Origin of the sequence: Acinetobacter sp. WCHAc060042, assembly GCF_003231195.1 — a bacterium.
Classification (GTDB): domain Bacteria; phylum Pseudomonadota; class Gammaproteobacteria; order Pseudomonadales; family Moraxellaceae; genus Acinetobacter.
The window spans coordinates 1-14186 of the sequence record NZ_QKVN01000005.1 but is presented as its reverse complement, the minus strand read 5'-3'; the positions used below and the strand labels follow the sequence as shown (position 1 = coordinate 14186).

Annotated in this window: 10 protein-coding genes; all 10 read left to right on the top strand. The window is 42.7% G+C overall.

Annotated elements, in window-relative coordinates:
• Nucleotides 1-152: 152 nt before the first annotated feature.
• The 10 genes from DPG01_RS03300 (at nucleotide 153) to DPG01_RS03255 (ending at nucleotide 14156) form a co-directional block, all read left to right on the top strand.
• Nucleotides 153-1211 carry a pilus assembly protein PilM gene (locus tag DPG01_RS03300; RefSeq protein ID WP_110974177.1) on the top strand — a complete coding sequence of 353 codons (1059 nt, stop codon included), beginning with the start codon at nucleotides 153-155 and terminating at the stop codon, nucleotides 1209-1211.
• Nucleotides 1211-1867, top strand: a complete 657-nt coding sequence (locus DPG01_RS03295; RefSeq protein WP_110974176.1) for a PilN domain-containing protein — start codon at nucleotides 1211-1213, stop codon at nucleotides 1865-1867. Before DPG01_RS03300 ends, DPG01_RS03295 begins: the two co-directional genes overlap by 1 nt.
• Entirely contained in the window at nucleotides 1864-2589 is a 726-nt protein-coding gene (locus DPG01_RS03290; RefSeq protein WP_110974175.1) for a type 4a pilus biogenesis protein PilO, read from the top strand. The genes DPG01_RS03295 and DPG01_RS03290 overlap by 4 nt, the downstream gene beginning before the upstream one ends.
• Nucleotides 2586-3113: a pilus assembly protein PilP gene (locus tag DPG01_RS03285; protein ID WP_110974174.1), complete on the top strand. Its 528-nt coding sequence runs from the start codon at nucleotides 2586-2588 to the stop codon at nucleotides 3111-3113. The genes DPG01_RS03290 and DPG01_RS03285 overlap by 4 nt, the downstream gene beginning before the upstream one ends.
• 19 nt (nucleotides 3114-3132) lie before the next feature.
• On the top strand, nucleotides 3133-5208 hold the full coding sequence (gene pilQ / locus DPG01_RS03280) for a type IV pilus secretin PilQ (protein WP_110974173.1): 2076 nt from the start codon (nucleotides 3133-3135) through the stop codon (nucleotides 5206-5208).
• A gap of 37 nt (nucleotides 5209-5245) precedes the next feature.
• The gene (gene aroK, locus DPG01_RS18875; protein WP_086209042.1) at nucleotides 5246-5779 is read left to right on the top strand and encodes a shikimate kinase AroK; all 534 of its coding nucleotides are present in this window, start codon (nucleotides 5246-5248) and stop codon (nucleotides 5777-5779) included.
• 30 nt (nucleotides 5780-5809) lie between these two features.
• Complete coding sequence (gene aroB, locus DPG01_RS03270; RefSeq protein WP_110974172.1) at nucleotides 5810-6895, top strand: 3-dehydroquinate synthase; 1086 nt, start codon at nucleotides 5810-5812, stop codon at nucleotides 6893-6895.
• Nucleotides 6896-6902: 7 nt separating this feature from the next.
• Nucleotides 6903-7739: a hypothetical protein gene (locus DPG01_RS03265; protein WP_110974171.1), complete on the top strand. Its 837-nt coding sequence runs from the start codon at nucleotides 6903-6905 to the stop codon at nucleotides 7737-7739.
• A 447-nt stretch (nucleotides 7740-8186) separates the two neighbouring features.
• On the top strand, nucleotides 8187-12662 hold the full coding sequence (gltB, locus tag DPG01_RS03260) for a glutamate synthase large subunit (RefSeq protein ID WP_171327339.1): 4476 nt from the start codon (nucleotides 8187-8189) through the stop codon (nucleotides 12660-12662).
• 72 nt (nucleotides 12663-12734) lie between these two features.
• A complete protein-coding gene (locus DPG01_RS03255; RefSeq protein ID WP_110974169.1) occupies nucleotides 12735-14156 on the top strand; it encodes an FAD-dependent oxidoreductase in 1422 nt (473 codons plus the stop codon).
• Nucleotides 14157-14186 lie beyond the last annotated feature (30 nt).

Genomic DNA, 14186 nt, shown 5'->3' with positions numbered 1-14186 from the left:
TAATAAGAGCTAATGGCAAACTAATTAGCGGTCAGTATATCCTGTACACATACGGAATGTTAGATGAGTTATTGTATCCGTATAAAAATATAGACGTAGACTAATTAGTGGGTTACTTTTTTTGGGGATAAAAAAATAATAGGAATGATATTGTGCTCAGGTTATATCGTAAGCCAAGTAAGGGGTTAATAGGAGTAGATATTAGTTCGACTTCTGTTAAGGTTTTGGAACTTTCTGTTAAAAACAATCGGTATTGGGTGGAGAGCTATGCGCTTGTCCCTTTACCAGAAGGAAGTGTGGTCGAAAAAAATATATTGAATCCAGAAGCAGTTGGTGATGCCCTTGAGCGTGCGGTAAATTTGGCCAATGTCCAATCCACTGATGTCGCGTTGGCTGTTCCGACCTCCATGGTGATTACTAAAATCATTGAAATGGATGCCGATATGAACGATGACGAACGTGAAATTCAGATTCGTGATGATGCTGAGCAATATATTCCATTCCCATTAGATGAAGCGAGTTTGGACTTTGAAGTTCTTCCAGACCGTTTGGCCAATCCCAATCGTGTCAATGTACTCCTTGTTGCAACACGCATTGAGAATGTTGAAGCACGTGCTGAAGCATTAGAGCTTGCGGGTTTGACACCGAAGATTGCTGATGTTGAAAGTTTTGCCATAGAAAATGCATTTAAGGTCTTTTCTGACACTCTACCGATGGGTGTGAATACAGTTGGTATTTTAGATATTGGTCACACCATGACCACACTCTCTGTCATGCAAAACAATAAAGTGATTTATACGCGTGAGCAGGTCTTCGGGGGGAAACAATTGACCCAAGAAATTCAAAACCGTTATGGTTTGTCTTTTGAAGAAGCTGGGCGCGCCAAAAAAAGTCGTACATTACCTGATGATTATGACATTGAAGTACTTGAGCCTTTTCTTGAGGCTGTGGTACAGCAAGCTGCACGTTCTTTACAGTTCTTCTTTTCATCTTCTCAATTCAATGAGATCGACCATATTTTATTGGCAGGGGGGAATGCCAATATCCCAGGACTGGCGAAATTATTACAACAAAAATTAGGTTATAGGGTCACCATTGCCAACCCATTTTTACAGATGGGCTTTTCTCCACAAATCGACATTAAAAAAATTGAGAATGATGCTTCATCACTCATGGTGGCATGTGGATTGGCATTGAGGAGTTTTGATTAATGGCAAAAATAAATTTACTCCCTTGGCGTGATGCGTTAAGAGAGAAACGAAAAAAAGAATTTATTGCTTACTGTATTGGGGCCGCATTTGTTGGGGTTTTAGCTGTTGCCTTAGCTTGGTTTTATTATGGTCAAAAACTTGAAGACCAAGAGCAAGCCAATCAGTTGGTGATGAGTACTAATCAAAACTTAGATGTGCAATTAAAGTCATTGGAAGGTCTACAAGAACAGCGTAATGCAATTGTAGAGCGAATGAAGTTGATTCAAGGTTTACAAGGGCAACGCCCTGTAGCAGTTCGCTTAGTCGATGAAATGGTACGTGTCACCCCAAGTAATATGTATATTACTAAATTTGTGCGTTCTGGGGATAAGTTTACTATTGAAGGCAAGGCCGAGAGCCCAAATACGGTGGCTGAGTTCTTACGTAACTTAGAGGCGTCTGCTTGGTATCGAAATGCATTTATGAATTCGTTCTTGGCTGTAGAAGAAAATAAAGATAAGGCACCAAGTTCAATTGTGCCACGAGTGGAAGAGGGATATGGCACATTTGTGGTTACGGCTGATTTGGATGAAATTGCTCAGCCAGTTGCATCTGATGCAGCTGCGCCAGAACAAGCAAATGCAGTGAATAATTCAACAGCGGGGGCAGCACAATGAGTCGCGATGAATTTGACGAATTAACACTAGAAAATCATGCTGCACCAAAGAAAAAGATGACTGTTGATAAGTTTTTTCAACAGTTTAATACCTTAGATCCAAACAATTACGGTAGTTGGCCCTTTTCGGTTAAGTTGACCTGCTGGCTCTTTATCATTTTACTGATTTGTGCTTTAGGTTATTTTGTTGTGATCAAGCCTAAACTAGATGCAATATCTAATGCCCGGGCGCAAGAGCAAAATTTACTGAATGAGTTTCGCGAAAAGGACTCAAAACTGCGTAATTTGCAACAATACCAAGCGCAGCTTCAGGAAATGCAAGCGAATTTTGAACAGCAATTATTACAACTGCCGAAAGAAACCGAAATTCCAGGCTTGGTTGAAGACATTAACGTCAGCGGCGTGAATTCAGGTCTTAAATTTAAAAATATTCGTTTAGAGCCAGAAATACGCCAAGAATTCTTTATTGAACAACCAATCTCAATTGAAGCGACGGGTGATTATCATTCCTTTGGTTCATTTGTCAGTGGGATTGCGGCTTTGCCTCGTATTGTAACTTTGCATGATTTTGATATCTCGGCATCAAGTGCTAATGATAAAAAAACGGATATTCCACAAATTTCATATAGTGTGAAAGCTAAAACCTATCGTTATGTAGGAGCGACAGCGACTACAGACGCAGAAAATACGACGAAAGCCGATGCAGGGGAGGCTAAAAAATGAAATATCAAAAACTCTTCCTAAGTCTCTGTATTGGGTTATTCGTTGTGGGCTGTGATTCACGCATTGATGCAGTCAATATGCAAATGGCAGAAATTCGCAATCAACCTCCTTTAGCAATTGATCCTGCACCAAGCTTTCCCCCAGTGCCAACATTCAGTTATGCTGCGCACCAATTAAAGAGCCCCTTTATGCCAAGTTCTTTGGCAGCTGAATTGCGAATTATGGCTGGGAAACGTGTTTATCCGAATTTGTCTCGCCAACCGCAGCCTTTAGAAAGTTATGCGATTGAAACGCTCAATATGAAGGGCAGTATGCGTGGTCAAAATGGACAAATTTTGGCGCTGATTCAAACACCAGATGGGGAAATTGAGCGCGTGCAACGGGGAAGTTACTTGGGGATGAATCATGGTCGCGTGATCAATATCACCGCAACGCAGATTGATTTGGTTGAAATTATTCCAGATGGGCGTGAGGGCTATGTCGAGCGCCCAAGAAGCCTAGTGTTAATTGGGCCAGCGCCTTAAAAAAGGAAAAGGAATAAAAATGAAAAATAGTGTTAGAGATTCTATATTTGGGGATGGCAATACGATGAACCATATGTTCCGTCAGTTTTCAATGGGTGCATTTGCAATAGCGGTCATGCAAGTTGCAAATGCGCAAGTGAGTATTACCAATATTGTCCCGATGCAAATTCCAGGACAAGGAACAGAAATTCGTGTCATGTTTAACGGGTTGCCACCCCAACCACAAGCATATCAACTAGAACAGCCATCTCGACTGGTATTAGACTTTGATAAAGCACAACAAAATTTGAAGCAAGGTAGCATTGCAGTTGCAACGACTGAGGCAAGTTCAGTAGATGTAACTTCAGATGCGCAGCGTTCGCGTTTAACAGTGAATTTGGCAGATGCGGGTGCATTTACGACACGAGTTGAAGGTAATACTTTTATTTTAAAGATTAATTCGGCAAATCCGACTACCGCAACGCCTATAGCAGCACCACGTTATGAACAAGGGATTTCAAATATTGGCTTCCAACGCGGTTCAGACGGTGAAGGTCAAGTTGTTATTGATTTAAAAGGTAATAACACTCCTGTCGATGTGAAGCAACAAGGCAGTAAAATTGTGGTGCGTGTTTTGGGGAATAAAATTCCTGCGCATTTATCACGTCGTTTGAATGTGAACGATTTTGCAACGCCTGTATCAACGATTGATGCTCAAAATGATGGTTCAAATGGATTGATTACGATTCAATCTAATGGCAGTTTTGAATATATGGCTTATCAAGCGGAAGATAAGCTTACGATTAGTTTGAAGCGCCCTGAAGATAAGAACCCTCTGAAGCCTAAAGCACCTGGGGCATATACTGGCAAAAAGATTTCTTTAGATTTTCAAGATATTGAAGTGCGACGTGTGCTACAGCTATTGGCTGATTTTACAAGTATTAATATGGTGGCTTCGGATACGGTACAAGGCAATATTACCCTACGCCTGAAGGATGTACCTTGGGATCAGGCACTTGATATCATTATGAAAACCAAGAATTTGGATAAGCGACGTAATGGTAATGTAATTTGGATTGCGCCTGTAGCCGAATTGATTAAATCTGAGGAAGATGAAGCGAAAGCCATTGCACAGAACCTTAAACTTGCACCGATTCAAACAGATTATATTCAACTAAGCTATGCAAAAGCAGCAGATGTGTTGAAACTGTTAGAAGATTCTCGTGATGGCAAAGGAAGCGTAGCAAACCGTACGGCGGGCACAGATTCTTTGGCGTTGGAAAGTCTGCTAAGTGCTCGTGGTAGTGCTGTTTCTGATTCTCGTACCAACACTTTAATTATCAATGATACGCAACAGAATATTGATAAAATTCGCCGTATGATTGATTTGCTTGATGTGGCGGTAAAGCAGGTGATGGTGGAAGCCCGTATTGTGACTGCGACTACAGATTTTTCTCGTCAGTTGGGGATTAAGTGGAGTGCAGATAAGCTTGGTACTACAACTTGGGGCGGGGACTATCAGCCAAGTTTTGATTTGGGTGTGGATTTAACGACTTCAACAGCTGGAACTTTTAGCTTTGGCCTATTAAAAATTTCTGATTATATGTTGAATCTCGAATTAACGGCACTACAGGCGGATGGTCATGGTGAGGTTTTGTCTGCGCCGAAAGTACTGACAGGGGATAAACAAAAAGCCTATATTTTAAGAGGTACGGAAATTCCATATCAAACGTGGAGTGCGACAGAGGGTTTAAAAACAGAATTTCGTGCGGCTAATTTAAAATTAGAAGTTACGCCAAGTATTACCCCTGATGGTAGAGTACAAATGGCGCTTATGGTGGAAAAAGACTCGGTTGGTGATATTACCAACGATGGTCTTGCAATTGACACCAGTGAATTGCAAACTAACGTACTTGTGGATGATGGCGAAACTGTGGTGCTTGGTGGTATTTTTGATGACACAAAGCGTAGTGACTATCAAAAAGTGCCATTCTTTGGGGATTTGCCAGTAGTGGGTAATTTATTCAAGAGTAGTACTAAAACCACAATACAAACTGAGCTATTGATTTTTGTGACACCACGAATTGTTAATGACACTGTTTCAAGAAATCATTAATATATTTTCAATTTGAACAAATCTAAAAGGTGACTCCTTGCCAAGCAAAGAGTTTGAAACCCTACCAAATATTTATTTGGTAGGGCCTATGGGGGCAGGAAAAACAACTGTAGGACGACATTTAGCTGAACTGTTAGGGCGAGAGTTTCTTGATAGTGATCATGAGATTGAACGCAAAACAGGGGCAACGATTCCATGGATCTTTGAAAAAGAAGGTGAACTGGGTTTTCGTAGTCGTGAAACAGTTGTTATAGATGAGTTAACGTCTCGACCTAATTTGGTCTTGGCCACAGGGGGGGGGGCAGTAACTCAGGCTTCCAATCGCGCATTTTTAAAACAACGTGGTATTGTTGTTTATCTTTATACTCCTGTAGAAATTCAACTGCAGCGAACCTATCGTGATAAAAATCGCCCACTGCTTCAAGTGGAGAATCCAGAACAAAAGTTACGTGACTTGTTGAACGTTCGTGATCCTTTATACCGTGAAGTTGCACACTATATTATAGAGACTAATCAAGGGGCTGCACGTGATCTTGCGCAGCGTATTTTAAGCTTGATTCTTGTAAAGTAATTTTGATTCAGTTTTGAAGTGATTTGATCCATGCAAACCTTATATGTTGAACTTGGCGAACGCCGTTATCCGATTTTTATTGGTAGTGATCTAGATCCGAAAGCCTTGCTTGAGCCTTATATTCACGGTCGACAAGTGATGATTGTGAGTAATGAGACTGTTGCGCCGTTATATTTAGACCGTTATGTTACAGCGATTGAAGCGTTGGGAAAAACAGTAGCAACCTGTATTTTGCCTGATGGTGAAAAATATAAGAACATTGAGCACTTGAACCTGATTTTTGATGCATTACTAGAGTCAGGCTTTAATCGCGATTGTACGGTTTTGGCTTTGGGTGGCGGTGTGATCGGGGATATGGCTGGTTTTGCGTCGGCATGTTTTCAGCGCGGAGTTTACTTTATTCAGGTGCCAACCACACTTCTTTCGCAAGTCGATTCCAGTGTAGGTGGAAAAACAGGGATTAATCATCCACTCGGTAAAAACATGATTGGGGCTTTCCAACAGCCCCAAGTGGTTTTGGCAGATATGTCTCAGCTTAAAACATTACCACCACGTGAGTTATCTGCGGGTTTGGCTGAAGTCATTAAGTATGCGCTTTTAGGGGATGCTGATTTTCTCATCTGGCTAGAACAGCATATGGATGCGTTGGTGCAGGGCGAAGAAGCTGCACTGGCAGAAGCTGTGTATCGTTCTTGTGCGCATAAAGCCTGTATCGTTGCAAATGATGAAAAAGAGCAAGGCGAAAGAGCTTTATTGAACCTAGGGCACACCTTTGGTCATGCGATTGAATCTTATCTGGGCTATGGTGAATGGTTACATGGTGAGGCGGTTGCGACAGGTATGGTGATGGCGGCGGATCTCTCTCAGCGTATGGGTTGGATCAGTGCCGAAGATGTACTACGTACAAAAAATATCATTCAACGTGCAAATTTACCGATAGTATGTCCGCAGATTCCCCTTGATGACTTCTTGGCATATATGGCACATGACAAAAAAGTACTTAATGGGCAACTTCGCTTAGTCTTGATGCAAGCTGTTGGACAGGCCATCATTACGAGAGCGTTTGATGTAGAATTGATGGAACAGGCGATTTTAGCCAACCAAGAACAGGCATAACCTTACTATGGCAACAACCCTTCGAACCAAGTGGCAGACAAAGCAAAATTATATTTGGCTTGCATTCGGAGGAGCGTGCTTGTTTGGCGCTTTGGTTTTTTGGGCAATCACAGATCAAAAAACTGTGGTTGAGGTGGAGAAGAAAGCAGAATCAGAAGTTGAGCTGCAAATTCAACCAGAGAAAGTCGCGACAACCGCACATTTAGGCTCATTCATTGATGAAGTAAAGCCTTTGGATATGACTACCCGTGTAGCCGTAGTTGCACAACATGAGGCTGAATTTCGTGGCAGCAAATTCATTCAGGAAAATAAAAAGAACAGCACAATTGAACTGTTTCGAGTATCAGAAGAAGCGATTATTAAGCGTTTTTTGCAAAGGCAATCTGATCGTCAAGCTTTTAGTTACTTAAGGTTGACGGGTGAAAACCAGATCGAACAATATGTTCTGCTCTATGGGGTTTATAAAAATGTGAGCGAAGCGAAAAATGCGCTGAGCGAATTAAAGCTAATTTTACCAAAATCGGTACAACCCAAAGTCGAAAAAATTGAAAGCTATGCAGAGTATGTCAATGACATGGGGGCTGATGAGCTTGGATTGAGTAATAAACTCTATGCAGTACAATTGAAACCAGCCGCTGTACCTGTAATTGATGAAGCAACCATAGCAGCACGTCAACAGGCAGCACGTGTTGCTACGCAAAATAACCAGTCTACCACCACAACGACGGTTACTCGTCGAGATGCAGAAGGCAATGTGGTTGATGTGCAGAAGTCGCAAAGTGCGGTGGATGGTGCGTCGCAAAATAAAACAATTGAGCCAGAAGTGACCGATCCATTTAATTAAAATTGGGTCATTATGGAGCAAAAAAGTTTCGCAACTCTTATATTGCATTAATTTGGTGCGATTAATTAGCCAAATCTTGAGCTTAATTTACAGTAAAAAACATAAACCTAAGAAAACTAAGGTGTTTAATGCTTGTATTAAATTATTGGCATAAAATTTGCTTTAATGGTGCATGAATTGAGTTGATGTCACTGTTTTGGCGCAAAAAAGATTCGATTTATGAGCGAAATAGTAGCGATCAAGCGCCTTAAAAAAGTGCGTGACTGTTGCATACATTTTTTCAATTAAGACATGCATAAAGATGAAAATCAGTCTATCTTGGGTATGAGGAAAAAATGCTGTACTTCAATCAGAATCTGAATATGAGTCAATTGAACGAATCGGCAAGAAGTAATTAGATTGTTAGACGCCCGACAGGGCCTGTAGAAAGAAGGGTACGCTATGCACATGCCATCGCCTAATACTGTAGCTCCCGCTCAAGGTTTATACCAACCGGATGAGTTTAAAGATAACTGTGGTTTTGGTTTAATTGCCCATATGCAGGGTGATGCAAGCCATGACCTTGTGAAGACTGCTATGCATAGTCTGAGCTGTATGACCCACCGTGGTGGTATTGCTGCAGATGGTAAGACAGGGGATGGTTGCGGTTTACTCTTAGCAATGCCAAAACAGTTTTTCCGCGAAGAAGCGAAAAAACTCAGTGATATTACACTCAGTGAAGTTTTTGCTGTCGGTACGGTGTTTTTAAGCCTCGATCCAGCAATTGCAGCACATGCGAAACAAATTCTAAATAAAGAAATTGAATCTGAAGGCTGTCGAGTCTTGGCGTGGCGTGTAGTCCCGACCAATAACGATGCTTTGGGTTCGATTGCGATGCAGTCACTTCCTGCATTTGAACAAATTATTGTGAACTGCCCAATGGGTGTCTCTGAAGTTGAGTTTAACCGTAAACTCTTCTTGGCTCGTCGCCGTGCAGAACAGCAGCTCAGCAATGACCCATCATTTTATGTGACTACATTATGTTCAACAGTGATTAGCTATAAAGGCTTGATGATGCCTGAAGCGATTGCTGACTTCTATACAGATTTGGCAGATCCACGTCTTGAGTCGCATATTGTGGTGTTCCACCAACGTTTCTCGACCAATACTTTACCGCGTTGGCCTCTGGCTCAGCCATTCCGTTATCTGGCGCATAATGGTGAAATTAATACCATTACTGCGAACCGTAACTGGGCGATGGCGCGTACGCCGAAGTTTGAAAACCCATTATTGCCAGGTTTAACTGAACTCAACCCAATTGTGAACCGTACTGGTTCAGATTCTTCAAGCTTAGATAACATGCTTGAAATTCTTGTGGGTGGCGGTATGGACTTGTTCCGTGCATTGCGTATGTTGGTTCCGCCAGCATGGCAGAACGTTGAAACTTTAGATGCCGATTTACGTGCATTCTATGAGTTTAACTCGAAGCACATGGAAGCGTGGGATGGTCCTGCTGGTCTCGTGATTCAAGATGGTCGTCATGCAATTTGTATGTTGGACCGTAATGGTTTACGTCCAGCACGTTGGGTGATTACCAAAAATGGTTACATCACACTGGCATCTGAAATTGGTGTATGGGGTTACGAGCCTGAAGATGTGATTTCTAAAGGTCGTGTTGGTCCAGGTCAAATCTTAGTGATTGATACCTTCACAGGTAAAATGCTCGATACTAAAGATGTCAGCACGCATTTGAAAAAAATGCGTCCATATCGTGAATGGTTACGTGAAAACTCAGTTCGTGTACAAGGTAGTCCAGAGCTAGAAGAATATTTATGTGATCAAGGCTTAAAAGGTGATGACCTGAAAGCATCACAAAAAATGTTTATGGTGACCTTTGAAGAGCGTGACCAATTGCTTCGTCCAATCGCTGAAAGCGGTCAGGAAGCAGTGGGTTCAATGGGTGATGATACGCCAATGGCAGTTTTGTCTCGCCAAGTACGTCATGTGTCGGACTACTTCCGTCAACAGTTTGCTCAGGTCACCAACCCACCAATCGACCCATTGCGTGAATCAATTGTGATGTCATTGGAAACTTGTTTGGGGCGTGAACAGAACGTCTTTGAACAAGGTCCTGAGCATGCAGATCGTTTGATTATTTCAAGTCCAGTGTTGTCAAATTCGAAAATGCATCAAATCCGTACGTTAGGTCGTACAGGCTATGAAATTGCAGATATTGATTTAAATTATGCTGAATCTGAAGGTCTAGAAGCAGCGATTGCGCGTATCTGTGAAGAAGCAGCACAGGCAATTCGTGACGGTAAAACCTTATTGGTGTTGTCTGACAAGAAAATCCGCCAAGGTTTCTTACCTGCAAATGCGTTAATGGCAACAGGTGCTGTGCATCACTACTTAATTAATGTCGGTTTGCGTACGGATGCCAATATTATTGTTGAAACAGCATTGGCACGTGATCCGCATCAATTTGCGGTTATTCTAGGCTTTGGTGCGACAGCAATTTATCCTTACCTTGCTTATGATGTGATCAATGACTTGGTTGCAAAAGGTGAGCTATTGGGTGACCCAATCCAAGCACAAGTGAATTTCCGTAAAGGCATTGAAAAGGGCTTGTTAAAAGTGCTTTCAAAAATGGGGATTTCTACGGTTGCCTCTTACCGTGGTGGTCAACTATTTGAAGCGGTGGGTCTGTCTGAAGAAGTGGTTTCAAAATGCTTCACTGGTGTACCGAGCCGTATCAAAGGTGCAACCTTTGTTGATCTGGAAAATGATCAGAAGAAATTGGCTGAAACTGCATGGAAAACACGTAAACCAATTGATCAAGGTGGTTTGCTGAAATTTGTCTTTGACAAGGAATACCATGCATTCAACCCAGATGTGATCAATGCTCTGCATAAATCAGTGCGTTCTGGTCAATATGCAGATTTTAAAGAATATGCTGAATTGGTGAATAATCGCCCAGTGGCGACAATTCGCGATTTGTTAAAGTTAAAAACAGACAACTCGATTGCTCTAGATCAAGTCGAGTCTGTAGAAGCGATTTTACCGCGCTTTGACTCTGCTGGTATGTCTTTGGGGGCATTGTCTCCAGAAGCACACGAAGCGATAGCGATAGCGATGAATACCATTGGTGGTCGTTCAAACTCTGGTGAGGGCGGTGAAGATCCAGCGCGTTATGGCACCATTCGTAACTCGAAAATCAAACAGATTGCTTCAGGTCGTTTTGGTGTAACGCCTGCGTATTTAACCTCTGCTGAAGTCTTGCAGATTAAAGTAGCGCAAGGGGCGAAACCGGGTGAAGGTGGTCAATTGCCAGGGGGTAAAGTGAATGGCTTAATTGCACGTTTACGTTATTCGGTACCGGGTGTGACCTTAATTTCTCCTCCGCCGCACCATGATATTTATTCAATTGAAGATTTGTCGCAATTGATCTTTGACTTAAAACAAGTCAATCCTCAAGCGATGGTCTCAGTGAAATTAGTATCTGAGCCGGGTGTGGGTACTATTGCGGCAGGTGTGGCAAAAGCTTATGCCGACTTCATTACTATTTCAGGTTATGACGGTGGTACAGCAGCATCGCCATTGTCTTCAATTCACCATGCGGGTTCTCCTTGGGAGTTGGGTCTTTCTGAAGCGCATCAAGCACTTCGTGTCAATGACCTACGTGGTAAAGTCCGTGTTCAAACTGATGGTGGTTTGAAAACAGGTCTGGATGTGGTGAAAGCAGCTATTTTAGGTGCAGAAAGCTTTGGTTTTGGTTCAACGCCAATGATTGCTTTAGGTTGTAAATACCTGCGTATTTGTCACCTGAATAACTGTGCAACGGGTGTTGCAACTCAACAAGATCATTTACGCCAAGAACATTATATTGGTGAGCCACAAATGCTCATTAATTTCTTCACGTTTATTGCTGAAGAAACACGTGAGTGGTTGGCAGCGTTGGGTGTTTCAAGCCTTAAAGACTTGATTGGTCGTACAGATTTACTTGAAATGCTTCCAGGTGAAACTGAAAAACATGCGCACCTTGATTTGAGCGCATTACTGGAGTCACATCCTTCTGCGCAAGGTAAGGCACAGTACTGTGAAGTTGAAGGTAACGCACCGTTCGATAAAGGCTTGCTTGCTGAGAAAATGGTTGCTGAAATGCTACCAGCCATTGAAGCTGGGATTACAGGTGAATATCACTTCACTATTGGTAACTGTGACCGTTCAATTGGTGCACGTATTTCAGGTGAGATTGCGCGTCGTTATGGCAACCTCAGCATGGAAGCACACCCAGTGAAGATGAACTTGGTGGGTACTGCGGGTCAATCCCTCGGTGTTTGGAACGCAGGTGGTTTGCACATTCGTTTAGAGGGTGATGCGAACGACTACGTAGGTAAAGGTATGGCAGGTGGTCGTGTGTCGATCTTCCCGCCAAAAGGTTCGCCTTTCCAAACCCAAGAAACTGCGATTATTGGTAACACTTGTTTATACGGTGCAACGGGCGGTAAATTATTCGCAGCAGGTACAGCAGGTGAGCGTTTTGCGGTACGTAACTCGGGTGCTTTTGCCGTAATTGAAGGTGCGGGCGATCACTGTTGTGAATATATGACGGGCGGTATCGTGACTGTACTCGGTAAAGTGGGTCACAACTTCGGTGCAGGGATGACAGGCGGTTTTGCTTACGTTCTTGACCTTGATAATGACTTCGTTGATCATTACAACCACGAGCTGATTGAGCTGAATCGTATTTCGACTGAGTCGATGGAAGAACATAAAGAGTTCTTAAGCCGTATCTTAGATGAACACATTGCTGAGACTGGTAGTGCTTGGGCGTACAAGATCCGTAACGAGTTTGATTTCTACAGTCGTAAATTCTGGTTGGTGAAACCAAAAGCTGCCAACTTACAGACGTTGTTGAAAACGACTCAAGCTGATCCACAATAATTCCACTACTGCTGATACATAGGCAGGTGCAGACGATAGATAAACGGGCTGCACCTACCCACGGAGAGAGACATGGCAGAGCGCCTAAACAATGACTTTCAATTTCTGGATGTAGCACGCCAAGATCCAGAGAAAAAAGAGATTCAGGTCCGCAAAGCAGAGTTTGTGGAAATTTATAAACCTTTTACAGCGGAAGTGGCAGCAAACCAAACCCACCGTTGTTTAGGGTGTGGTAACCCATATTGTGAATGGAAATGCCCAGTACATAACTACATTCCAAACTGGTTAAAGTTAATTGCTGAAGGTCGTATTTTCCAAGCTGCAGAATTGTGTCACCAAACCAACACGTTACCAGAAGTGTGTGGTCGCGTATGCCCGCAAGACCGTTTATGTGAAGGGGCTTGTACCTTAAATGATGGTTTTGGTGCAGTAACGATTGGTAATGCTGAAAAATACATCAATGACACCGCTTTTGCACTCGGCTGGCGTCCAGATATGTCAAATGTAAAGTGGACTGATAAAAAAGTCGCGATCATTGGCGCGGGCCCCGCAGGTCTAGGCTGTGCTGATATTTTGGTGCGTAACGGGGTGAAACCTGTTGTATTCGACAAACGTCCTGAAATTGGTGGTCTATTAACCTTTGGTATTCCAGAATTTAAAATGGAAAAAGATGTAATGAAGCGTCGCCGTGAAATTTTCACAGGCATGGGCGTGGAATTCCGCTTAAATACTGAAATTGGTACAGATGTCACTATTGATCAACTGCTTGCAGAATATGATGCGGTGTTCATGGGTATGGGTACTTATACCTACATGAAAGGTGGCTTCGCAGGTGAGGACCTTGAAGGTGTTTATGATGCACTCGATTTCTTGATTGCCAATGTCAACCGTACTCAAGGTTGGGAAAAAGACCCAAGCGAGTACATCAGTGTTGAAGGTAAAAAGGTGATTGTTCTTGGTGGTGGTGACACTGCAATGGACTGTAACCGTACTTCGATCCGTCAGGGTGCAGAAGTGGTGAGCTGTGCATACCGTCGTGATGAAGAAAACATGCCAGGTTCACGTCGTGAAGTGCAAAATGCTAAAGAAGAAGGTGTAAACTTCTTGTTTAACCGCCAGCCGATTGAGGTTGTAGGCGAAAACGGTAAAGTTACAGGTGTTAAGGTGGTTACGACTCAACTTGGCGAGCCTGATAGCCGTGGTCGTCGCAGCCCAGAACCAATTCCAGGTTCAGAAGAAATTTTACCTGCAGATGCAGTTTTATTGGCATTTGGTTTCCGTACCAGCCCTGCGGATTGGTTTACAAATGTGAATATTAACCTTGATGGTTCGGGTCGTGTAGTTGCGGCTGAACAGCAAACCTATAAATTCCAAACCTCAAACCCGAAAATCTTTGCAGGTGGTGATATGGTTCGCGGTTCAGACCTTGTTGTCACAGCGATTTGGGAAGGCCGTCAAGCAGCTGAAGGTATTTTGGATTATTTAGACATTTAATCTAAATCGTTCAACATAAAAACCCGCTAC

Coding starts and splice junctions, on each gene's coding strand:
- DPG01_RS03295 (WP_110974176.1), top strand. CDS start 1,211: ATGGCAAAAATAAATTTACTCCCTTGGCGTGATGCGTTAAGAGAGAAA.
- DPG01_RS03265 (WP_110974171.1), top strand. CDS start 6,903: ATGGCAACAACCCTTCGAACCAAGTGGCAGACAAAGCAAAATTATATT.
- DPG01_RS03255 (WP_110974169.1), top strand. CDS start 12,735: ATGGCAGAGCGCCTAAACAATGACTTTCAATTTCTGGATGTAGCACGC.
- aroB (WP_110974172.1), top strand. CDS start 5,810: ATGCAAACCTTATATGTTGAACTTGGCGAACGCCGTTATCCGATTTTT.
- DPG01_RS03290 (WP_110974175.1), top strand. CDS start 1,864: ATGAGTCGCGATGAATTTGACGAATTAACACTAGAAAATCATGCTGCA.
- pilQ (WP_110974173.1), top strand. CDS start 3,133: ATGAAAAATAGTGTTAGAGATTCTATATTTGGGGATGGCAATACGATG.
- DPG01_RS03285 (WP_110974174.1), top strand. CDS start 2,586: ATGAAATATCAAAAACTCTTCCTAAGTCTCTGTATTGGGTTATTCGTT.
- gltB (WP_171327339.1), top strand. CDS start 8,187: ATGCCATCGCCTAATACTGTAGCTCCCGCTCAAGGTTTATACCAACCG.